18 protein-coding genes and 3 tRNA genes are annotated in these 21,981 nt (G+C 70.8%); 10 read left to right on the forward strand and 11 right to left on the reverse strand.

Translation table 11 applies throughout. The features are described 5' to 3' along the window. Window positions 1-45: 45 nt before the first annotated feature. Complete coding sequence (locus CLT74_RS22450) at window positions 46-1,644, reverse strand: ricin-type beta-trefoil lectin domain protein (RefSeq protein ID WP_099848588.1); 1,599 nt, start codon at window positions 1,642-1,644, stop codon at window positions 46-48. A 165-nt stretch (window positions 1,645-1,809) separates the two neighbouring features. After that, on the reverse strand, window positions 1,810-4,089 hold the full coding sequence (locus tag CLT74_RS22455) for a DUF2142 domain-containing protein (protein ID WP_099848590.1): 2,280 nt from the start codon (window positions 4,087-4,089) through the stop codon (window positions 1,810-1,812). 125 nt (window positions 4,090-4,214) lie between these two features. On the opposite strand from CLT74_RS22455, the gene CLT74_RS22460 reads away from it, so the two are divergent. Then, on the forward strand, window positions 4,215-4,919 hold the full coding sequence (locus CLT74_RS22460) for a glycosyltransferase family 2 protein (RefSeq protein ID WP_099852623.1): 705 nt from the start codon (window positions 4,215-4,217) through the stop codon (window positions 4,917-4,919). Between the two features lie 131 nt (window positions 4,920-5,050). On the opposite strand, the gene CLT74_RS22465 is transcribed toward CLT74_RS22460, so the two are convergent. Both CLT74_RS22465 and CLT74_RS22470 read right to left on the reverse strand, forming a co-directional pair. Beyond that, window positions 5,051-5,941, reverse strand: coding sequence for a hypothetical protein (locus CLT74_RS22465; RefSeq protein ID WP_099848592.1), 891 nt, complete (start codon window positions 5,939-5,941; stop codon window positions 5,051-5,053). A 2-nt stretch (window positions 5,942-5,943) separates the two neighbouring features. Then, window positions 5,944-6,669, reverse strand: coding sequence for a hypothetical protein (locus CLT74_RS22470; RefSeq protein ID WP_099848594.1), 726 nt, complete (start codon window positions 6,667-6,669; stop codon window positions 5,944-5,946). A gap of 47 nt (window positions 6,670-6,716) precedes the next feature. Between CLT74_RS22470 and soxR the strand changes: the two genes are divergently transcribed. After that, window positions 6,717-7,154, forward strand: a complete 438-nt coding sequence (gene soxR, locus CLT74_RS22475) for a redox-sensitive transcriptional activator SoxR (protein ID WP_099848596.1) — start codon at window positions 6,717-6,719, stop codon at window positions 7,152-7,154. Window positions 7,155-7,235: 81 nt separating this feature from the next. Here the strand turns inward: soxR and CLT74_RS22480 are convergent, their stop codons facing one another. Continuing rightward, window positions 7,236-8,213 (reverse strand): NAD(P)H-quinone oxidoreductase, encoded by a 978-nt coding sequence (locus CLT74_RS22480; protein ID WP_099848598.1) that lies wholly within the window; start codon window positions 8,211-8,213, stop codon window positions 7,236-7,238. Window positions 8,214-8,362: 149 nt separating this feature from the next. Between CLT74_RS22480 and CLT74_RS22485 the strand changes: the two genes are divergently transcribed. Both CLT74_RS22485 and CLT74_RS22495 read left to right on the forward strand, forming a co-directional pair. Further along, window positions 8,363-8,449 (forward strand) — tRNA-Ser (locus tag CLT74_RS22485). 218 nt (window positions 8,450-8,667) lie between these two features. Continuing rightward, a complete protein-coding gene (locus tag CLT74_RS22495; RefSeq protein WP_099848600.1) occupies window positions 8,668-8,910 on the forward strand; it encodes a MerR family DNA-binding transcriptional regulator in 243 nt (80 codons plus the stop codon). 15 nt (window positions 8,911-8,925) lie between these two features. Here CLT74_RS22495 and CLT74_RS30515 read toward each other — a convergent pair whose 3' ends face one another. Then, window positions 8,926-9,084 (reverse strand): hypothetical protein, encoded by a 159-nt coding sequence (locus CLT74_RS30515; protein ID WP_158240286.1) that lies wholly within the window; start codon window positions 9,082-9,084, stop codon window positions 8,926-8,928. 150 nt (window positions 9,085-9,234) lie between these two features. On the opposite strand from CLT74_RS30515, the gene CLT74_RS22500 reads away from it, so the two are divergent. Continuing rightward, window positions 9,235-9,768: a YbhB/YbcL family Raf kinase inhibitor-like protein gene (locus CLT74_RS22500; RefSeq protein ID WP_099848602.1), complete on the forward strand. Its 534-nt coding sequence runs from the start codon at window positions 9,235-9,237 to the stop codon at window positions 9,766-9,768. Between the two features lie 103 nt (window positions 9,769-9,871). Here the strand turns inward: CLT74_RS22500 and CLT74_RS22505 are convergent, their stop codons facing one another. Further along, window positions 9,872-10,582 carry a class I SAM-dependent methyltransferase gene (locus CLT74_RS22505; protein ID WP_099848604.1) on the reverse strand — a complete coding sequence of 237 codons (711 nt, stop codon included), beginning with the start codon at window positions 10,580-10,582 and terminating at the stop codon, window positions 9,872-9,874. 210 nt (window positions 10,583-10,792) lie between these two features. On the opposite strand from CLT74_RS22505, the gene CLT74_RS22510 reads away from it, so the two are divergent. Continuing rightward, the gene (locus tag CLT74_RS22510) at window positions 10,793-12,619 is read left to right on the forward strand and encodes a hypothetical protein (protein ID WP_099848606.1); all 1,827 of its coding nucleotides are present in this window, start codon (window positions 10,793-10,795) and stop codon (window positions 12,617-12,619) included. A gap of 13 nt (window positions 12,620-12,632) precedes the next feature. Here CLT74_RS22510 and CLT74_RS22515 read toward each other — a convergent pair whose 3' ends face one another. Continuing rightward, complete coding sequence (locus CLT74_RS22515) at window positions 12,633-13,349, reverse strand: IucA/IucC family C-terminal-domain containing protein (RefSeq protein WP_486582752.1); 717 nt, start codon at window positions 13,347-13,349, stop codon at window positions 12,633-12,635. Between the two features lie 356 nt (window positions 13,350-13,705). On the opposite strand from CLT74_RS22515, the gene CLT74_RS22520 reads away from it, so the two are divergent. Beyond that, on the forward strand, window positions 13,706-15,220 hold the full coding sequence (locus CLT74_RS22520; RefSeq protein WP_099848608.1) for a peptide deformylase: 1,515 nt from the start codon (window positions 13,706-13,708) through the stop codon (window positions 15,218-15,220). Window positions 15,221-15,388: 168 nt separating this feature from the next. Here CLT74_RS22520 and CLT74_RS22525 read toward each other — a convergent pair whose 3' ends face one another. Beyond that, window positions 15,389-16,510, reverse strand: coding sequence for a globin domain-containing protein (locus CLT74_RS22525; protein WP_099848610.1), 1,122 nt, complete (start codon window positions 16,508-16,510; stop codon window positions 15,389-15,391). 154 nt (window positions 16,511-16,664) lie between these two features. On the opposite strand from CLT74_RS22525, the gene CLT74_RS22530 reads away from it, so the two are divergent. Beyond that, window positions 16,665-17,435 carry a CPBP family intramembrane glutamic endopeptidase gene (locus CLT74_RS22530; RefSeq protein WP_099848612.1) on the forward strand — a complete coding sequence of 257 codons (771 nt, stop codon included), beginning with the start codon at window positions 16,665-16,667 and terminating at the stop codon, window positions 17,433-17,435. An 84-nt stretch (window positions 17,436-17,519) separates the two neighbouring features. Here CLT74_RS22530 and CLT74_RS31500 read toward each other — a convergent pair whose 3' ends face one another. Next, window positions 17,520-18,893: a hypothetical protein gene (locus tag CLT74_RS31500; RefSeq protein WP_486582516.1), complete on the reverse strand. Its 1,374-nt coding sequence runs from the start codon at window positions 18,891-18,893 to the stop codon at window positions 17,520-17,522. Window positions 18,894-19,510: 617 nt separating this feature from the next. Here CLT74_RS31500 and CLT74_RS22545 point away from each other — a divergent pair. Both CLT74_RS22545 and CLT74_RS22550 read left to right on the forward strand, forming a co-directional pair. Continuing rightward, a tRNA-Ser gene (locus CLT74_RS22545) sits at window positions 19,511-19,601 on the forward strand. Between the two features lie 35 nt (window positions 19,602-19,636). After that, window positions 19,637-19,709 (forward strand) — tRNA-Arg (locus CLT74_RS22550). A gap of 772 nt (window positions 19,710-20,481) precedes the next feature. Here the strand turns inward: CLT74_RS22550 and CLT74_RS22555 are convergent. After that, window positions 20,482-21,981: an alpha/beta fold hydrolase gene (locus tag CLT74_RS22555; protein WP_099848617.1), complete on the reverse strand. Its 1,500-nt coding sequence runs from the start codon at window positions 21,979-21,981 to the stop codon at window positions 20,482-20,484.

Genomic DNA, 21,981 nt, shown 5'->3' on the forward strand with positions numbered 1-21,981 from the left:
TCGATCGTCGCGTCCGGGTACGGCGGGCCCCAGCCGTCCCCTGGGTCAGTAGACCCGGGAGCCGATGAAGTCGTCCCGTCCGTAGCCGACGGGCTGGGCGAACGACCGCGACTCGAACGACCACTGCTGCCGGGAACTGCTGGAACAGGAGGCCAGCCGCAGTCGGGGCGTACCGAGCAGCGGGTTGTCGAAGGCCAGGCAGAGGTTCGTGTTACCGGCGGCGCGGAGCTGGTTGCCGGAGATGGTGAACTTCTGGTTGGCGCCACCGTGGCAGTTGTAGATGTTGACCGCGGTGCCCGAGCTCAGCGAACCACCTGCGACGTCCAGACAGCGGTCGTGGGAGAGCTCGGAGTGCAGCGACTGCCGGGCCGGGTCGTACCAGAAGCCCTGGTTACGTCCGCCGTGACAGCGGTACGACTGCTGAACCGTACCGTTGCGCGAGTCGTACCCCTTGCCGTCCACGCAGGTGCCGGTGGCGGCGTTGCGTAGCTGCCGGAACTCCATGAGCCCGGAGTAGAGCTGGCCGTTTCCGGTGCTGGCCGGGTCGACGCAGGTGCCCCGCTGCTGGCCGGAGGCGTAGAACTGGGTGATGCACTGGGCGAACATGCCGTGCCCCCGGTAGTTCGGATGGAACGACTGCCGGGCCGCGTTCTCGTCCCACACTCCCAACTCGATGTAGAGCCCGCGTACCGAGGTGTTGTCGGTGCACACCTCGTGGCCGTGGAAGAGGCGGCTGGCGTCGAGGTAGCGGGTGCCGGTGTTGGCCGCCGCCGCCCGCAGCGCCGACTCGAACAGCGGCACCGCCTTGTTCCGGGCGAACGCGGCGTCGGCGAGGTACAGCAGGCAGCCGCCGGCGTACCAGCCCGGGAAGTTCGGGTTGTCCTCCACGTCCGGGCTGGCCGGGCTGGAGTACGACATGAACACCAGCTCGTAGTCGGAGTTGAGGTAGCCGGCGTTTGTCATCGTGCGGCGGATGTCGGTGAGGGCCTCCTCGACGGCCCGGCGGCTGCCGTCGGTGCGCACCGTCCACTGGTCGGTGTAGGTGGGCCAGCAGGGGCCCTGGAAGAGCACCCGGCGCAGTGCGCAGTCGGTGGCGACCGGGCCGAACTGGATCGTGCCGTCACCGTTGGCCCCGGCCACCACCCAGATCAGCTTGATGTGCGTGTTGCGTGCCTTGATCGCAAGGTGGTCACCCTGGTTCAACTCGTTGTGCTGGGTGGGGCCGCCGGCGATCAGGTTCCACGGGGTGGCGCCCGAGCAGGCGATGTTGTAGCGCTCGTCGGCGGCGATACCGGTACGGAAGACCGCCTGGTCGTACGAGCGGTCGCACCAGTTGCCCGGCTGGTGGGTGCCGGGCACGTAGTTGCCCACCCCCTCGCCGGAGATCTGGCTGTCGCCCATGGTGATCAAGGCGCTGCGGCGCTGGTCGAGCGGGCGGATACCGGGGGCGCCGTAGAGCGCGGTGGCCTCGGCGGCGCGGATGGTTTCGAGGTGGGCGGGGAGCGGCTGGACGGCGGGACGGTCGGCCGCGGCGGCGGGTGGGGCCGTGGCCAGCATCGGCAGGACGAGAGCGGTGGCGAGGACGGCGACCTCGGCAAGGCGCCGTCGAGGCGTCCGTTCACGCCTGGTGTGGGTACCAGACATCGACGCACTCCTTCCGGCTCGATCGCGGGACGTCGATCGAGTTACCGGACGGTAACGCGTGTGATGCAGGTATGTGAATACGTCTCGGAATACTTGCGTGCTGAGCTGAACCGGGCCAATGACCCCTTTTCCGGCTGGACCAGGCGACGGGCAGCCGCGGCAAGGTCACCGCTGCTCGGGCAGGGCGTATCCGACGTAGCTGCGGAACTCCAGCCGCCAACCGGACGGCAGCAGGTCGGCGCAGATTTTCCGGCTGCCGACACAGAGGATCGCGTCGACCGAGGCCGGGTCGGCCGGCGGCCGATCGTCAAGCACCGACTGGAGCGCCAGCAGGTCAGGTGGCGTACCGTCCGCGTCGCGGAGCAGCAACCACCAGGGGTACTCCCAGTCGTCGTTGCGCTGGGACAGCCCGATCCGGCGCGCGTCCGCGGCCCGGACCGCGTCGGCCGCCCAGCGGTACTCCTCCGCCCACTGCGGACGCCGGATGAAGCGGCTCTCCCAGTCGGAGGTGGTGAAGACCGAACCCGCGCCGACCAGCCGGCGCGGAAAGCCGTACGACACCGACAACACCCCGGCCAGCGCACAGGTGGCCAGCACCGTCACCGCGAGCCCGGCGGCGACGGGTCGCCTGCCGTCGGTACTCGCCGGACCGTTCCGCTGTTCGCCGCCGCTGCCCGCGATCCGACCCGAGCGGCGGAAGAAGGCGTCGAGCCAGAGCCCGGCCAGCGGCACCGAAGCCGCCAGGGCGTAGAGGATCAGACGGTTTCCCCACGGCTGCCACTTGATCATCGCGGTGTGCAGCACCACGGCTACGACCACCACCAGGGCGTACGCGCGCAGCGCTCCCGCCGCGCCCGGACTGATCCGGGCCGGGCGACGCAGCGCCGCCACCGCACCGACAAGCGCCAGCACACCGGCCAGCGGGAAGGCCACCCGGTCCTCGTCCGGATACCAGGAGGCGACCGGGAAGATCTCCCGCCCGAACGTGATCGCGCGGTCCTGCGGATCGACCCCGATCAGCCCGGCCAGCCCGATGATCGCCTCGGCGGACACCTCACGCAGCGGCGCCAGCGGAGTGTCAAGCGCGGTGTGCCCGATCCGGAGCGCGTTCACCAGCACCGACGGTGGGTCGTGCCGTTCCATCGGCACCGACTCGCGCAGCCGCTCCGGTCCGAGCGGGTGGCCGAACTCGGCGTACACCCGGCCCAGGAAGGGGCCGACCACCGCGGCGGCGACCAGCAGGATCAGGACCGACGCGCCGACCGTACGAGCGATCCCGGCGCCCGGGGCCCGACGATTCGTGGCCGCCCGGTCGACGTACGCCAGGCGGAGCTGGCCCAGTCCCCACAGCACCAGCAGCGGACCGACCGCGAGCAGCCCGCTGGTCTTGGTGACGGCGGTCAACCCGGTGGCCGCACCGAGGGCGAGCAGGTCACCCAGGTGCGCCCGTCGGCGTAACCCGTCCAGCGCGAGGGTGCCGGCGCAGAGCACCCAGGCGGCGCAGACCAGGTCGGTCTGGGTGCTTGTCGCCTGCAGGGTCACCATCGGGGTGGTGGCCAGTACGAACACGGTGAGCAACTGGGCCCGCCGGCCACCGCCGAGTTGCGCGGTCACCCGGGCGGCCGCGAGCAGGCACACCACCCCGGCGGCCCACTGGACCAGGTGGTGCAACGCGTCGCCCCCGGTGAACAGCCGCAGGTGCAGCAGCAGGTACTCGGCACCCGGCGGAATCGTGACCTGCCGGTGGATCGCGGTCGCCCAGAACGTCAGGTCACCCTGCGCCACCCAGCGTTCCACCTTGGGCAGGTGGTACGTCTGCGAGTCGAAGTTGTTCGGCGCGGCCAGCAGGGCGATCAGCAGCTCGACCAGGAGCAGCCCGGCGACCGTACCGGCGAGCAGCCGCTCGCCCCGACTCGCCGTACGCCAGAAATCGCCTGCGACGCTGCGCCAGCCGCCGGCCGCGGGGGTGCCCGGCGTGGTGTCCGAAGCGGAAGGTGCCGCCGGACGGTCCGGCCCCACGGTGACCGTCGCGGTGGCCGCTCTCCCCGACGCTTCACCGGGGACACCCGCCGCCGGTTCCGGCGCGTCGGCGCGGGCGGGGCGGGTCAGCGACTGTGGGGGACCACCGACCGCCAAGGTGCCCCGGCGCCCGGTCGCGTCATGCTCGCGGATCCGGGTGTCGACCCGCCGACGCCACGCCACAGCCAGCGCCGCCACGGCGAGGAAGAGCAGCCAGGCCAGGCCGAAGGCGGGTGCGGTGAGCAGCCGCAGCGCGCCCAGCACCTCGACTGTCGTCACCGCGAAGGCACCGGCGGCCACTGTCGCCCGGACCAGCGCGAGTCGCCGTGGCGCCACGGCGTCCACCATGCGTGGTCGTAACGCCACGCTGAGCAGAGCGAGCGCGGCGACGGGAACCAGGACGAACGGGAAGCCGGCGACCGACATGGCCGGAAGTAAACACCATCAGCCTGGATGGCCGACGATGGATCACCGTCGGTGGTCGTCACCACCTGGCTGAGCTGCCGGGCTAGGCTATGGCCGACACATTGTCCGCCCTCGTGGAGATTCCCGTGAAGCTGTCGATCCTCATGCCGGTCTACAACGAGGAAGAACGCATCGCGGATGCCCTCAAGCAGGCGCTGGCGGTCGAGTACCCGTGCGAGATCGAACTCGTGGTGGTCGACGACGGCAGCCGCGACGGCACCGGGGAGGTCCTCGGCCGCGCCGACGACGCCCGCCTGCGGGTCATCACGCACCAGCGCAACGCCGGCAAGGGCGCGGCCATCCGGACGGCGGTGGCAAACGCCGACGGCGAGTACATGGTCATCCTCGACGCCGACCTGGAGTACGACCCACAGGACATCCCCAAGCTGCTGGCCCCGGTGCTGGACGGTCGGGCGACAGTGGTCTACGGCAACCGCACCTTCGGCAGCCACAGCGCCTACAGCTTCTGGTACGTGATGGGCAACAAGGGCGTCACCATGGCGGCGAACGTGCTGTTCAACTCCTACATCGGAGACCTGGAGACCTGCTTCAAGCTGATGCCTGTCGCGCTCTACCGCTCGTTGGACGTCCGGTCCCGTGGCTTCGGCATGGAGGCCGAGGTGACCGGCAAGCTGCTGCGTCGCCGCATCCGGCCGTACGAGGTGCCGATCAGCTACCGGGCCCGGGGCCGCGAGGAAGGCAAGAAGATCACCTGGCGGGACGGCGTCGAGGCGCTCTGGATCCTCGGCCGCGAACGCACCCGCCGCAACCGCGACGCAGCGCCCCGCTGACCGCCCGGCGCCCGCCATGCGCGAACGCCCGCGCCGGTTGCGCGTCAGCGCCCTGCGGCCCCGCGCCGGTTGCGGCATGTCGGGGCGCACGGCGGCCTGAGACCGCGACATGCCGTGAACCGGGACAGCGTTCAGACCAGCGCCGGTGACAGGAAGCCGGTGATCGAGCGGCGCAGACCGCTCGCGTCCAACCCGTGCCAACGGGTGTGGTCCTCGGCCGAGCCGTAGCGCCGCAACTCCTCCCGCGCCACTCCGAGGGCCAACAGCCGGTGCGGCCGGTCGGTCAACGCCGCCGAGACCACCCGGGTCGAGGTGCCGACCAGATACGGCTCGACCAGGATCACCTCGGTGTCGACGAGCGCCCGCAGGCCGGCGACGTCGAACGGGCGGGGCCGGTGGGTGTACGCGACGGTGACCGGCAGGTCCGAGGTCGCGGCGAGGGCCGCGTCCAACGTGGGTCCGACCGCGACCAGCAGCGCCGCGCCCGGTCCCGCGTCCCGCACCACCACGAGCGCGCCGTCGCCGCCGTACGGTCGCGCGTTGCGCAGCGTCGACAGCCGCAGGTACGCGGACTCCTCGGCGGCGACCGCCGCACGCAGCAACGCCGGTACCTCGTCGGGGTGACCCGGAGCGTGCACCGTCCACCCGTGCAGCGTGTCGATGATCGAGACATCGGCCGGGCTGAGATGGGTGCGGCCCGCCGCCGCCCGGTCGTAGGAAGCACCCACGCTCACCAGGACCGCACTCGCGTCCTGGTGGTCGAGGTCCAGCTTGATCTGCTCGTACGCCCGCTCGACCAGGAACGGCGCATAGCTGTGCACGATCGGCCGCAGCCCGGTCAACGCCAGCCCGCCGGCCACGCCCAGCATCAACTGCTCCCGGATACCGACGTTGAGCACCCGGTCCGGGTGGCGTCGGGCCGCCGGGGCGAACGCGGCGGCGGAGATGTCGGCGAGTACCAGTGCGGTACGTGGGTCCTCGGCCAGCAGCGCGGTGGTGGTCTCCACGAACCTGTCCCGCATGGTCACTTCCCCTCCTCGATGACCGCGACCACGAGGTGCGGCCGGTGCCCGTGGTGCCCGGTAAGCGCCGTGTGCAGGGCGTCGTGGTCCCGCCCGTCGACTGTCGCGGCGGTCCACCCGTTGGCGGTGAACCGGGTGGCCAGGCCACCCGGCCAGCCGTGGGTGGCGGAGAAGTTGTCCACCACGATCGCGGTCAGGTTGGCCAGACCTACCGCTCCGGCGTACGCGATCGCCTCATGGTTCGAGCCCTCGTCCAGTTCGGCGTCGCCGAGCAGCACGTACACCCGGGGGTCGAGCAGGCCCTGGGCCCGCAACCCGAGCGCGGTGCCGACACCCAGACCCAGGCCGTGCCCGAGCGAGCCCGAGCCGATCTCCACGCCGGGGATCAGGGTGCGGTCCGGATGATCACCGAGCCGGTTCGCCGGCCCGCCCTGGTCGTCCAGCCAGTCGGGCGGGATGAAGCCCTTCGCGGCGAGCAGCGCGTAGTAGCCGGCCACCGCGTGCCCCTTGGAGAGCAGAAACCGGTCGCGGTCCGGGTCGTCGACGGTCGCGGGGGTGATCCGTAGCACCCGGTCGTAGAGCACCTGGAGCACGTCGACTGTCGACAGGACGTTCGGACTGAACTGCCGGCCGGCGCGTACCCGCTCCAGCAGCGGGGCGATCGGCTGGCGCCCGTCGAGCGGTGCGGCGGCGTCGGCGACGCGGGTCGTGGTGGCGAGTGTGGTCATACGGATAGCCTGCAAGTTGAAGCGAGGTTCAACTCAAGGGCGACGTGATGCAGGAAGCTCTGACGATCGGCCAACTCTCCGCCCGCAGTGGGGTGGCGCAGTCAGCCCTGCGTTACTACGAGCGGCTGGGGCTCATCCGGGCCGAGCGCACCAGCGGCAACCAGCGCCGCTACCACCGTGGTGAGCTGCGCCGGGTGGCGTTCATCCGGATCGCCCAACAGGTAGGCATCTCGCTTGAGGAGATCCGGGCCGCGCTCGACTCACTGCCCGCCGCCCGCACCCCCACCGCCGAGGACTGGGCCGAGCTCTCCACCGCCTGGCGGGCCCGGCTGGACGAGAAGATCCGGCTGATGAGCCGGCTCCGCGACGACCTGGACGCCTGCATCGGCTGCGGTTGCCTCTCGCTGCGCCGCTGCACCCTCTACAACCCGGAGGACAACCTGGCCGGCGAGGGCCCCGGAGCCCGCCTGGTGCTCCCCGGCTAGCCTGCCCGGCTGCCCGGCTGCCCGGCTGCCCGGCTGCCCGGCTGCCCGGCTGCCCGGCTGCCGGTGGCGGGCACGGCACGCTCAGCCGACGGTGAGCAGCACCTTGCCGACGTGCTCGTTCGACTCGACGAGCCGGTGCGCCTGCGCCGCAGCGGTGATCGGCAGCCGCTTGTCGATCACCGGACGTACCCGCCCCGCCTCGACAAGCGGCCAGACCTGCTCGCGTACCCCGCGCACGATCGCGGCCTTCTGCTCCAGCGGCCGGGAGCGCAACGCGGTGGCCGCGACCGTGCCGCGCTTGGCCAGCAGCGCACCCAGATCCAACTCACCCTTACGGCCGCCCTGCATGCCGATCACCACCAGCCGTCCGTCGGCGGCCAGGGCGGCGACGTTACGACCCAGGTAGGACGCGCCCATGATGTCCAGCACCACATCCGCGCCCCGGCCGTCGGTGACCCGGCGGACCTCCTCGACGAAGTCCTGCTCCCGGTAGTCGACAAGCAGGTCGGCACCCAGCTCCCGCAGCCGGTCGTGCTTGCTGCCCCGAGCGGTCGCCACCACTGTCGCGCCGAGCGCCGCCCCGAGCTGGATCGCGAACGTGCCGATCCCGCTGCCACCGCCGTGCACCAGCAGCGTCTCTCCCGCCGCCAGGCGGGCCACCCGCACCACGTTCGACCAGACCGTGCACGCCACCTCCGGCAACGCGGCGGCGTCGACCAGATCGACGCCGGCCGGCACCGGCAACAGCTGCCCGGCGGGGACGGCCACCCGTTCGGCGTACCCACCGCCGGCCAGCAACGCGCAGACCTGGTCACCCACCCGCACGCCGGCCACCTCGGCACCTGTCGCGCTGACCACCCCCGAACATTCCAACCCGGGGTACGCGGGCGCGCCCGGCGGCGGCGGGTAGTGCCCCTGCCGCTGCAACAGGTCGGCCCGATTGACCGCGGTGGCCCGTACGTCCACGACCACCTCACCCGGACCCGGCTGCGGGTCCGGCACCTCACTCCAGGTCAGCACCTCAGGTCCGCCCGGCTCGACAATGGTGATCGCTCGCATGGCCCAGTCTTACCCGATCCCGGGCCGGCTCCACGTCCGCACCCCGGTCCAGCACGCAGCGTCAGTGGTCACGGCGCACCGGGTAGCTCGGCCGCTCAGCGATGTACCCGCCGTGGCAGACTAGGCACGGCCGCGCGGTGCGTGGCCCAGGAGGGTTCGCCTAGTGGCCGATGGCGCTGGTCTTGAAAACCGGTAAGGCAGCGATGTCTTCGTGGGTTCGAATCCCACACCCTCCGCTCGATCCCAGCGGTGGATCTGGTGCTTGTCGAGACCGGCTCAGGTCGCCGTCAGCGCCGCCAGAGCACGGTCCATCGCGGCGTTGAACTCCTCCGGCCTAGCGGTAGCCGGGACTTGATGTCCCGGCTCCACTTGTCGGCGAGGACTTCGGCGGAGCCGGTTTCGACACCGTCGAGCGCCGCGTTTGGTTGTCAGGGCCGGAGTGAGAGGGATCACCATGACCACCACGGATACCGCCACCGAGCGGTTGATCCGGATCGGTGAGGTGGCGCGGGGCGCCGGCGTCTCGGTACGCGCCGTGCGCTACTACGAGGAGCAGGGGCTGCTGATCGCCCGGCGCAGCCCGTCGGGCCAGCGCCTCTACCGACCGGACAGCATCACCCGGGCCAAGGTCGACGACCTGCTGGCCGCCCTGGACCGTCTCGACGAGATCATCGCGCCCACGGACACACACCCGTAGACCCGATCGTCCGCCTCAGGTGCTCTCCGGCGGGCGCTTCTCCTTCTCCTCGCGGATCTTCTCGTCGGCGAGCCGGTCCACTGCCCGGCGGCGTTCGTCGCTGAGGGCCGCCTCGTCACGTCGACGTACGGCATCGATGACGGCGGTGATGAAGTCACGCCAGACTCCGGCCAAGAGACTCCTTCGCTAGCTGTTGCAGGGTGACAACCGCCGTGAGGGTCGCTCGGTTACGGCGGACTTCGGGCCGGTTCTGTCGAATGTCAGCGCGTCACAGGGTAAGAAAAGGGGCGCACAACACCGCTTCCACCGGAAGGACCTGTGTCGATGACCCTGGAACGTCCCATCGCCCCGGACCCGTACGAGCTGCTGCCGACCGTCGCCTCCTTCACGCTGACCAGTGACGATGTACAGAACGGTGAGCCGATGGATGCGGCCCACGCGCACGGCAGCACCGGTGGTGACAACGTCTCGCCGCACCTGGCCTGGTCGGGCTTCCCGGCGGAGACCAAGAGCTTCGTGGTCACCTGTTTCGACCCGGACGCACCGACCGGCAGTGGTTTCTGGCACTGGGTGCTTGTCAACCTGCCCGCCGACGTGACAGAGCTGCCGCGCGGCGCGAGCGAAGAGGAGCTGAAGGGCGGGTTCACCGTGCGCAACGACTACGGAGAGCACGGTTTCGGCGGTGCCGCGCCGCCGGCCGGTGACCGTCCGCACCGGTACGTCTTCGCGGTGCACGCCCTCGACGTCGAGCGTCTCGACGTCACGCCCGAGGCGACTCCCGCCTACGTCGGCTTCAATCTCGCCTTCCACACCCTGGCCCGAGCCACCACCCGTCCCACCTACCAGATCGCCGGCTGACCCGCCGCCATCCTCGGTTGATCATGAGGTTGGCGGCGGACTCGATCTCCAAGAGTGCCGCCAACCTCATGATCAACGGGGCAGCGGTGAGGGCCAGGGTGGGTTAGGCGGGGGTGCGGGCTACGGCGAAGACGGACTGGCCGAAGGGGGGTCGGACCAACTGCTCGGCGGCCTTGGTGGCGGGGAGGACCAGGGTGTCGTAGACCTTGACCATCGGGCCTTCCTTGGGCATCAGGCGGAAGACCTTGGTGGCCATGAAGTAGCCGATCAGGCCGAGCGCGTTCGCGTAGTGGATCTTCTCCACCCGCAGGCCCGCCTCGGTCATCGCGTCGGCCAGGGTCTTCTTCGTGTAACGCCGCACGTGGCCGGTGGCGATGTCCGCCGGGCTCATCGCGAACTGGAACGCCGGCACGATGATGACCACGGCGCCGCCGGGCCGGACCAGCTGGCCCATGCTGCGCAGCGCTCCGACGTGGTCCTCGATGTGCTCAAGCACGTTGTACGAGACCGCGGCGCTGTAGTCGCCCTGCTCCGAGTTGGGCAGCAGCATCTGGCGCACCTCGATGGAGGGCCGGTCAGCGAGGCGCTCCTTGAGCGCGACCAGGCGGTCCGGATCCGCCTCGGTGGCGGTGAACCGGGGGAAGTTCTCGCTCCACTCCAGGGCGTAGTCGCCGAGGCCGCTACCGATCTCGATGGGGTTGTCACCCAGGTAGGGCACGGCCAGCTCAACGAACCAGCGCCGGTGGTTGACCGCCGTGGCGAGGCCCTCCAGGACCTCGGACTGCACGCGCTGATCCCCAGTGATTTCTGCCATGCGTCGATTCCTCACGATGCGACTCGACCCGTGCCGGGACCGACTGAGTGAACCATCCGCCCGGACGGCGGGGATATCGGGGCCCGCGATGGCCGATTAACGGTCGGGGGTAGGTGCACGATCGGTGTGGCCAGCGAACCCTGCCGATACTACGCGAGTGCCTTGAACCCTGCACGCTGGCCGCTTAGCCCGACTACGCTCTGAATTGTTATGACTACTCCCGATTCGGACGGACCTGGCGCGCAGTCCGAGGCGGGAAAGGCTGCGGGCCGGACGGTGCGCGGGCGTGGTGGAACCGGCTCGCGGTGGCGAAATGACGTCGTGGCCGTGGCGAGCTTCGCCGCACTCGGCTTCTGGGTCACCGGGCGAATGTGGCTGAATCCGCATGACGGCATTCGCGACAATCCAACCGATATGGCCCAGTTCGAATGGATGATGGCGCACGGCGCCCGGGTCGTCACCGAATTCGCCTATCCGTTCTCGTCGGACCGGATGAATGTGCCGGAATCGGTCAATCTGATGGCGAACACGTCGGTTCTGTCCGTCTCATTGCCGATGACACCGATAACCCTGCTGTTCGGCACCCGGGCCGCGTTCCTGCTCTTCCTCACCCTTGGCATGATCGCCACCGCCACCGCCTGGTACTTCCTGCTCTCCCGGGCGGTGCTACCCGGCGCACGTGGCCCGGCCTGGCTGGGCGCCACGTTCTGCGCGTACGCGCCAGCCATGGTCTCCCACGCCAACGCCCATCCGAACATCGTGTCGCAGTACGTGGTGCCGTTGATCATCTGGCGTACCCTGCGGCTCGCCGAACCCGGGCGTTGGCTGCGCAACGGCCTGTTGCTCGCCCTCGTGATCGTCTGGCAGGCGTTTCTGAACCTGGAGATCCTGCTGATGACCGCGATCGGCCTCGGCGTGGTGATCGTCGCGATGGCGTCCGGTCGGCCCGAGCTGCGGGCCCGGATCCGGCCGTTCGTCAGCGGGCTCGGGGTGGCCGCCGTGGTCTCCGTCGTGCTGCTGGCCTACCCGCTCTACGTGCAGTTCTTCGGCCCCGGCGCCTACCACGGGCTGCCCTGGCTGATCCGGGGCTACTCCACGGATCTGGCCTCCTTCTTCGCCTACTCCCGCGAGTCGGTGGCCGGTGACGCCCGCAGCGCCACCGGGCTGGCCAAGAACCCGACCGAGGAGAACGCCTTCTTCGGTTGGCCGCTGGTGATCCTCGTGGCGGCACTCGTGTGGTGGCTGCGACGCAACGCCGTGGTGATCGGCCTGGCCGTGCTCGGTCTGCTCTTCGCGGTGCTCTCGCTGGGCCGGGAGATCCGCTTCGACCGGCGCGGGACCGGCATCCCCGGGCCATGGGCGCTGCTGGAGGACCTGCCGGTCCTGCACTCGGTGGTGCCGACCCGCTGGGCGTTGGCCATCACGCCGATCATCGGGCTGCTCCTGGCGTACGGCGCGGCGGCGGTCCGCGACCTGGCGTCCCGCTACCCGGAGCGGCGGTCGCAGATCCGCTTCGCCACGGTGACCGGGCTGGCCATGGCGCTGGTGCCGGTACTGCCCACACCGCTGCCGACGAAACGGCTCGAACCGACACCCGAGTTCGTCACCTCCGGCGCCTGGCGCCCCTACCTGGCCGGCGGGCGCAGCGTGGTGACCCTGCCGCTGCCCGACACCGAGTACGCCGAACCACTGCGCTGGTCCGCCCACACCCGGCAGGAGATGCCGATCGCCCGTGGCTACTTCCTCGGCCCGGACACCCGACCGGGCCGGGACCGGGTCGCCCTGTTCTCCGCACCACCGCGGCCCACCAGCAGCTTCTTCGGCACCATTCGACGCACCGGCGAGGTGCCGCCGGTCACCGAGCAGGCCCGCCGGGAGGCGGTGCAGGACCTGCGGTACTGGCGGGCCGGCGTGGTGATCCTCGGCCCACACGAGCACGCCGACGCGCTGCGAACCGGAATGACGGAGCTGACCGGCATCGAACCCGGGTACGTCGGCGGCGTCTGGATCTGGGACGTGCGCCCGCTGACCGGTTGAGCGGCGGGGCGGTTCAGCTGCGGATGCAGCAGCCCTGGCAGACCTTAGGTTGGGGCAGGGTGAAGGCCAGGCAGCAGGTGCGGCGCTGCACGGTCGGCTCACCGTTCGGCCCCGGTACCAACTCCACCAGGTCGGCCAGGTTGAGTGCGTCGAGCAGCGTGTCGATCGCCTCGACCGTGGAACCGGGCAATCCGTCGGCGGCGCGCAGCAGCGCGTGGGCGACGCCGGAGGCCACCGAACCGAGCAGGGTACGGGCGCCGATGCGCACCTCGCCCTGGATCGCGGCGATCAGTGGCGACAGGTGGGCGTCAAGCAACGAGGCGCGCAGCGTGGCGAGCAGCTCCTGCTCGTCGGCCACCACCTGGACCTGAGGCAGCCCGGAGAGGGCCAGCGGATCGCTGGGCAGCACCGCTACCGGGATCGACTCGCGCAGCCCCACGGTGACCAGAGCACGCTGGTCGGCGAAGTGGATGAGCGCCGAGGTGTGGTCCAGCAGGGGCACCCGCCGGGCGGCGGCCCAGCCGAGCACCACCGGCAGCGCCGCCCAGTAGCTGTACGCCTTCCAGGCGAGCGCGGCGGAGGCGTGCGGGGTGCCACCCCAGAGTCGGACGGCCGAGTCGAGCAGCTCCGGCAGGCGTGCGCCGGTGAGCGTGGTCGCCGGAACCCACCCGGCCTCGTCGACGACGAGCAGGCCCGGGGCCAGCCCGGGAAGGTCGTCGGTGCCGAACATGGCCCGCAGGGTCGCGGTGACCGGGGCCAGGGGCGCGGTGGCCGGGTCCTGGAGGGGCAGCACCGCTGTCACCTGATCCACCCCCGCGTCATCCAGCCCACCCGATCCGAAGCGTTCATCGTCGTACTAAGGCTAGCCTAACCACACTTTCGGGCGCAGGGGAACCCGACGGTGGGGTGAATGGAGCGGCGCAGGTCACGTGTCGGATGAAGAACACGCACCGTGTTGGCTGGAGGACTCCGCGCAGTATCGGTAGGAACCGCTCATCAGTCAAGGTTCTTGTCGACTAGGTGCCAGATGTGTGTGCGGCCGGCGACTCAACGTGAAACTTGGTACTCCCGGCCACGAGGAAGCTGATGACGACCTCACCGCTCGATCGGGCTGCCGACTCCTTCGCCGCCGAACTCGCACGGCATCGGACGGAGCGGGGGCTGTCCAAGAAACAGCTAGCCACCCTGATGGGATTCGACCCCTCGTACGTCAGTCACGTCGAGGGACGCCGCCACCGACCGACCGAGGACTTCGCCCGCCGCGCCGAGGCCGTCCTGGAGGCCAGCGGCGCGATCTGGCAGCGCTTCCGGGAGTACGACGACCTTCGCCACGCCCGCGGCGACCGTACCCACCGGGAATCCGGCCTGCCCGGCCAGTGGATGCCCCCCGGCACCGGCCTGATCGTCGAACGCGAGACGGCCACCCTCACCCACAGCGACGACGCCTACCGCTGCGTCATTCGCCGCGAGCTGTACAACGCCGGTGTCGAGCCGGTCACCCGTTACCTGATCCGCGTCGCCGTGGACCGCTACCCCAGCGACCCGGGCCGCTCCAACCGGCACCACCGGGAACACCCGCTCAGCTTCGCCGAGCTGCAACTTGTCGCCTGCCGCGAGGAGTCCGGCGAGCGGGAGACCATGCACTGGCGAGCGAAGCACGACCGGGACGCGTTCAAGGAGATCTGGCTGCTCTTCGAGAACGGCGAACGACGCTTCCCGCTCTACCCCGGTCGCCGTGCCACGATCGAGTACGGGTACACCGTGGGTCAGGACAAGTGGGGGCCGTGGTTCCAGCGCGCGGTCCGCGTACCGACCCGGCACCTCGCCGTACGCCTGGATCTGCCGGCGGCGCTGGACCCGCAGGTCTGGGGCGCGGAAACCTCGCTCTCGGCGGAGGAGGGCCCGCTGCGGACGGCGGTGACCCGCAGCGACGAGGGCGACCGGGCGATCTTCGACTGGGCGACCGACGAGCCTCCGCTGAACGCCAGGTACCGGTTGCAGTGGCGGTTCCGGGCGCAACCGGAACCTGACGTGGACGGCGGGCGCGTCCGACCCTCCGACCGGATGCGCGGGCTCGGCATCGTTCAGCGCGGTGCCGACCTGCTGCGGCAGCCGGCCCGCCCGTTCGACCTGCCGCGCGAGGAACCGGTAGCCCGGGAGATCGTCGACCGGCTGCTCGCCGCGCTGGCCCGGTTGGACGAACTGCACCCCTTCACCAAGGGGGTGGGCATCGCCGCCCCACAGCTCGACCTTGACCGGGCCGTGGCGGTGGTCCGCCCGCCGGACCGCACAGCCGAGCCGGTCGTGCTGCTCAATCCCCGGGTGGTCGACGCGGCACCCCACACCGACGAACAGTACGAGGGGTGCCTCTCCTTCTTCGATCATCGCGGACTGGTTCCGCGACCGCTGCGACTCGACGTGGAACACGCGCAGTTCGACGGCGGACGGATCATCACGTCCTTCGAGTTCGGCATGGCCAGGCTGGTCGCGCACGAGATCGACCACCTGGACGGCCGGCTCTACGTCGACCGGATGGCACCAGGCGTGCCGCTGGTGCCGATCGAGGAGTACCGCGAGTCCGGCCACCCCTGGCGCTACTGACCCCGATGGTGAGGCGCCACCGACCGGGCGCGACCCCGCCCGTCCGGGTGGGAACGACGGCCGGACGGGCGAGGTGGCGCGGGGCGGTGGCGGTCCGCCCGATCGGGGGACCGGGGCGCGTGCCCCAGGGGGCAGGGGCACGCGCCCCGGTTCGGGGGGAGGAAAGTTCTACAGGTTGCCGAACGTGTCGTAGCGGGTCCGCTGGGGCGGTACGTTGTCCGCGGCGAGCACCCGGAGGGTGGAACGCACCATCGGTGCCGACCCGGAGACGAAGCAGTCGTGCGTCGTCCACGGCCCGTACCGGGCCACCACGTCGGAGATGTCGCCCTGCTCGCCGTCGAAGTCCGGATCGTCGCTGCATGCCGGCGTCACCGAAAGCCACGGATGGGCGGCGACCAGCTCCCGCAGCCGGTCCAGACCGTACAGGTCCGCCTCGGTCCGGGCACCGTAGAAGACGTGCACCCAGCGGGCCCGGTTGTAACCGGCCAACTCCTCGACGAGCGCCTTGATCGGGGCCAGCCCGACGCCACCGGCGACGCAGAGAATGTCCCGCTCGGACGAGCGGTCGACGGTCATCGAACCCATCGGCGCGGCCACCCGCAGCAGGTCGCCCGGCCCGGTCCGGCGGACCAACGCGCCGGAGACCCAACCGGCGGCGTCGGCCGGCGTACGGACGTGGAACTCCAGCACGTTGTCCTCGTTCGGCGCGTTGGCGATCGAGTACGTCCGCCACACCCGGGGGTGATGGCGCGGCACCTCCACGCTCACGTACTGACCCGCCTGCCAGGTCAGCGGATGCTGCAACGCCTGACAGGTGAGGACTGCCGTGTCGGGGCCGTACCGCTTGTGGGTCAGCACCTCGGCGTGCCAGAACGGCGGGTCGTCGTCCGCCGCCGCCCCGCCGAGCATCTTCTCGGCGATTGCCGCGTACGCGTCCCGCCACGCCTGGTCGTACTCCAGGTTCCACCCGTCGCCGGCGATGCTGCGCAACGCGTCCAGCAGCGCCACGCCCATCGTGTCGTAGTGGGCCGCCTCGACGTGGTACTTGCGGTGGTCCCGGCCGAGCGCACGGAGGAACTCGTCGAAGCCCTCCGGGTCGTCCACCGTGTGGATCGCCGCGATTATCGCTTCGAGCAGCCGGTCACCCTGGCCGGTCATCTGCACCGGGAAGAGCTTGCGCAGCTCGGGGTCGAGGAGGAAGAGCCGGGCGTAGAAGTGACCGCTCAGCCGGACCCGGTCCTCCTCGACCAGGGTCCAGCTCTCCTTCAGCAGCCGCGCGAAGTTGTCCACCGGGGGCGCTCCTTCTTCTGACGGCGGATCGGGCCCAGACAGAATCTCCACGGAGCGTGCATGAAGGTCGCACAGAATGTGCGATCGCATCGTGAGGGCTGCTCGCCGCAGGGCGGATGCCACCAGAGGGCGTCCGGTCGGGCAGAGTGGTCCGGTGACCGTTGAGCTCACCCGCCCGGTGTCCCGCCGGACGCTCGGCACCGAGACGATGCTGGTACTCGGCCTCTCCCTCGGCCAGTCGGCCGTCTACGCCGTCGTGTCGATCATCGCGAAGTTGACGGCGGAGGGCGGCCTGTCACGGCAGACCGCAGCGCTGAACACCTCCGCGTCGGCCCGTCCCTACCTGGACCTGACGTACCAGCTGCTCGGCATCGTCTTCGCGCTGCTGCCGGTGCTGCTCGCCGTACACCTGCTGGCGCGGAACCCCGGCGACCCGGTGCGGACCCTCGGCCTTGATGTCGGCCGACCCGGGTCCGACCTGGCCCGGGGCGCCGGACTGGCGGCGCTCATCGGACTTCCCGGCCTGGCGCTGTTCTGGGCGGCGGCCCAGCTCGGTATCAACGCCACCCTGGTGCCGGCCGCGCTGCCCGACCTGTGGTGGACGGTTCCGGTGCTGATCCTCGCCGCGTTCCAGAACAGCATCCTGGAGGAGGTGATCGTGGTCGGCTACCTGATGACCCGACTACGTCAGCTCCAGTGGCGGGTCGGCGCGATCATCGCCACGAGCGCGCTGCTACGTGCCTCGTACCACCTCTACCAGGGGTTCGGCGCGTTCATCGGCAACGCGGTGATGGGGGTGGTGTTCAGCCTCTTCTACCTGCGTACCCGCCGGGTGATGCCGCTGATCGTGGCACACGCCCTGCTCGACATCGTCGCCTTCCTCGGCTACGCCCTGCTCCCCCGCGACTGGTTCACCTGGCTCTGACCCCTCACCCGCCCGTCGCCCGTCCGGGGTGATCAAGAAGTTCGCGTCTGCCCCCGTGGGCGTGTCGTGACGCGAACCTCTTGGTCAACCGGCTCGGGACAGCCGCTGGGGGCGGTAGCGGGCGGTGGCCCGGGCAGCCAGGCGCTCGGCGCCCGCCGAATTGCCGGCCGCCGCGGTCAACGCCGCCATTCCCGGCAGCAGCCGGGACGCCAGCCGCAGGGCCAGCCAGCCACCCGCCTGCGCGGCGAGCGGGGCCGCCAGTCGCCAGGCCGCCTCCATCGCCCGCAGCCCGGGCTCCTCTGCCGGCCCCTGAGCCGCCCGCGCCGCCGCCACCGCCGATCCGGCGCTAGCGACGTCCGGGTGCACCTGGGTCAACGTCAGCAACTCTGCCGCCCGATCCGGATGTGCCGGATCATGGCCGTACGCCGCCGCCAGGTGCAGCACCAGGTTCGCCTGCGACCAGAGCACCGCCGCCAGCTCGACCACCGGCGCGAAGACCCCGGTCATCGCGGCGCCTGCCCCACCGACCCCGGCCTGCCGGACGAAGCGCCGCGTGGCCAGCCGGGCCAGCCCGTCCGCATCCGCTCCCGGGTACAACTCCCGCAGCCGCCGGACCCACCGGGCCGCACCGGGCCCGAGGACCTCCACAGCGGTCAGGGCCAGCAGCTCCGGAGCGAAGCCCGGGTGGTCGAGCACCCGCGCGACGAGCCGCAATTCCAATTCCGGCGTACGCCCCGAGATGTCGCGTCCGGTGCCGACGTCGAGCGGTACGCCCCCGGCCCCCGGCACCACGTCGGCACTGTCCGACGCCCCGGACTCAGATTCGCCCGCCGCGCTCGTGGCCGCTCCACTGGTGGCTCCGCTCACCGCCACCACGTTCCCGGCCGCCGTGCTCGTGGTCGTGTCGCTGGTGACCGCGTCGCTCGTGGTGATGCCGCTCGTGGCTGCGTCGCCAGTGGTTATGTGGCTGGTGGTCGTCTTGCGGGCAGCCTTTTTCGTGGCCTTCCGGGTCGCCTTGGCAGGTGCCGTCCCGGTAGCGGTCGCCGCCTGCCCGGTAGCGGTCTCCGCCGGAGCAGCCGCGTCCGGGGCGGTAGCCGCGTCGGACACCGCTCGCCGCCTGGCCTTCTTCGCCTTCTCGACGCTGGCCGGCTCGGGTGCCTGCTCGTCGCTCGCCCGAACCCTTCTCCGCGCTGACGTCGCCTTGGCCGCCTTCCGTGCCGGGGCCGTCCCGTCGCCGGCCGCTGCGCTGTCGGCCGTCCCGCCGTCCACCTGCGCGGCGTCCGTATCGGCCTCCGTCGTCCCGGTTTCGGCGGGTCGGACGCCGTCTGTCCGGGCGATCGTCGCGCTGCCGGTACTTCCCGGGTCAACCTCGGGGGTGTCGACGACGCCGGAGTCGGTCGTCGGGACGTCGGCACCGGAACCGGCAGCTCCGGCCCGGGCGTCGGCAGGTCCGGTCACCGCCGGCACCGTCCTGCTCGCAGCCGCCTTCCTGCGGGGGGTTCGGGCGGCGGCCGGAGTGGCGTCCGAACCAGCGGCGTCCGCCGCTGCCGCCAACTTCCCGGTGTGACCATGACGGCGCGCCGCAGGCACCGGTGTCGCGCCTTCGATCTTCCCGGCTGCCGGCGACGTGGTGTGCTCGCTTCGGCCAGCGACCTCAGTTCCGGTGCTGAAGGGCGGCACCGGTGTGGCCGGAGGCCCGGACACGGCCGGCCCGGACGGGCGCGGCAGCGGTTGCTCTGGCACCGGTGGCGGCTGGAAGAGCACGCTCGGCGCCGCCTTCGCTCGCCGAGGGCGGGCCCCGGCGGCGTCCTCCTGCTCCTCGGAAGGTGGCGGTGTCGGCGCTGGAGGCGGCGTGAAGGTCGCCTCCGGGGAGCGTCGACGGGCTCCCTCAGCAGGCTCACGGCGGTTCTGCTCGCTGGGCGGCTGCTCCTGCATGTCGATGGAGCGTAGTCCTGATCACAGCAACGCACAGCGGGAGACGTCCCGGACCCTGGCTGCGGCTCGTTCCGGTAGTCGCTTTGCTCCCGGCCGGGCGCGGCCTGTATCCTCGGGCGCGGTGGTCTGCGGGCCACCTGGGAGACTTCGCCTAGTCTGGTCTATGGCGCCGCACTGCTAATGCGGTTGGGGTCTTAAAGCCCCTCCCGGGTTCGAATCCCGGAGTCTCCGCGCGAAGGCCGGGTGTGTAGACTGGCCGAGCACCAGCGCCCGTAGCTCAACGGATAGAGCATCTGACTACGGATCAGAAGGTTAGGGGTTCGAGTCCCTTCGGGCGCGCCGCACGATCAAGGCCGTGACCAGCTAAAATGCCGGTTGCGGCCTTGACTCTTTCCCGGCATGTGCCGTGATCTTCCATCATATGGGAGCTTGGTGCTCCGATGTCTGTGTGCCGTCTGAGGGGTGGTCCGTGCGCGTGGGTGTAGGCCGGTGCGTGTGCGTGCCGCCCCGTCTGGATCATGGCTGAGGTGTCCGTCGGCCGATCGTGGACGAGTGTCCACTGTAGTCGGTCGTGTGGATCTTAGTGGTGAGGGTTGCTGCGGGGTGTCGCGGTCGGTGCTGAGCTGGGTCGGTGCCGTGGCGTGGGTGGGGTGGCACGGCCGGCTGGGGCGGGTGGTTGATGGTGACGATCATGTGTCCGCGCATCTGATTGCGGCGCGGCTGATCTGGTGGTGTGGTGAGGACGAGGCATCCGATCGAGAATGCTTGAACTGTGGCACGGGCAGCCGGAGCCGACCCGCGTCACGGCGAGCCGGTTGCTGATCGAGGCCCCCGCATGCGGTGACGTGCGGTACGCGACACGGCGCGGCCGACCGTAAGGACCGGTCGGGGCCGACGCTCCCGGGCCAGCCAGCCGGCGCGGCACCGCGTCGGCCAGCCGCCTGCCCGCAAACGTCGTCCGCATTGCCGGCAGCTCATAGCGGCGATTGACCGCGCACGCTCATGGCCGACGAGCGGATGTTGCTTCACATCCGCGTCATCGTCCGCGAGGGCCGCCTCCTGCGGACCCATACAGTGCTCAATTCTGCAACGGCAGTAGGCGGTTGCAGTATCAGGCCGGGCAGGTCTGATCGTGTGGTAGCTGCCGGGTATCGATGACCAGATAGTTGAGTGCGACCATCGTGGCGCATTCCTGGTATCCGATCGCGCCGTGTCCGCCGAAGTCGGCGGTGATCAGGGCGGCCCGCTTGCCAAACGCTCGGCGCATCCCGAGGCCGCTGGCCCATGGCGTGGCGGGGTCGCGGCGGTTCTGCACCACGAGGACGTTGCGCGGGCCGCGGTCGTGGACGTGCACCGGATTCTGCAACGGTGCCGGCCAGAACGCGCACGGAGTGATGTTCGCTGAGCGGCCCGCGTCGTCCGGGAAACGCTGACGGTCCTTGCGCACCGCGGCCTGGTAGAACCGCACGTTGCGGGGCCATGCGGCGTCGCCGCATGTGACGGCATACTCGACAGCGATGTTGTTGTCGACCGGCGTGGCCGGTGACGCGTCGACCGCCATCCGGTGCTTTTCAGGGCTAGTTGACGTGTCTGCCGTCGGTGCGGCTGGATAGGCCGCCAATGTCGCCCAGAGGTCGGCGATGGCCGGGAACATGCGATCGGCCGGCTCCTTGAGCACATCGAGGGTGTACCGCCGCAACCGGTTACCGTCAAAGTCATCGATCGGGTGCGCGTCGAGCCTGGCCGTGATTGACCGGTACCGCCGGTGCACCTCCTGCGGTGTCCGGCCCATCCCGTAGAGGTCGTGCCGGGCGGCGATCCAGGCGGTGAGGTCGGGCAGCCGGTCGGCCAGCCCCTGTCCGCCTAGCCGCAAGAAGTCGTACCAGGCCCGGCGCGGGTCGATCGCGCTGTCGAGCACGACCCGGTCGGTGCGGTCAGAGAACATGGCGGCGTACGCGGCACCCAGGTAGGTGCCGTACGACAGTCCGTACAGCGAGATCCGCCGTTCACCGAGGGCGGTCCGGATGCGGTCCAGGTCGCGGGCGGTGTTGGCGGTGGTCACGTGCCGGATGACCGGGCCACTGTGGCGGATGCACGCCTCGGCGGTGCGGCGGGAGTAGGCCACCATCGCGTCGATCGACCCGTCCGGTGCCGGATAGCGGGGACCCCGGTCGTGCTGCCCGAGTCCGCAGGTGATGGGGGTGCTGTAGCGGATGCCCCGGGCGTCAAACCCGACCAGGTCATAGCGGTCGCGTAGCTCGGGCGGCTGGTCGTCGCCGTAGTAGTCGGTCGGCCAGTGCAGCCCGCCGTTGCCTGGGCCGCCTGGCAGGAAGACCAGGGTGCCGAGCCGCCGGGCCGGATTCGCGGCTGTGATACGAGACATCTTGACCGTGATCTGCGGGCCGCGCGGTTGCCGGTAATCCAGCGGTACCTGGATGTCGGCGCACTTCTGGCGGGTGTGCGGGTTCAGCTCGGACGGGCAGTCGCCCCACACCGGACCGGAGCGGTCGGCCGGACCGGTACCCGGGTGTACCGCAGCGTGGGCGGCGGCCGGGCTCAGCGCCAGGGTGCTCAGGGCGGTCGCCGCCGCGACGCAGGTGCGCAGATTCAT

The organism is Verrucosispora sp. CNZ293, from assembly GCF_002754655.1.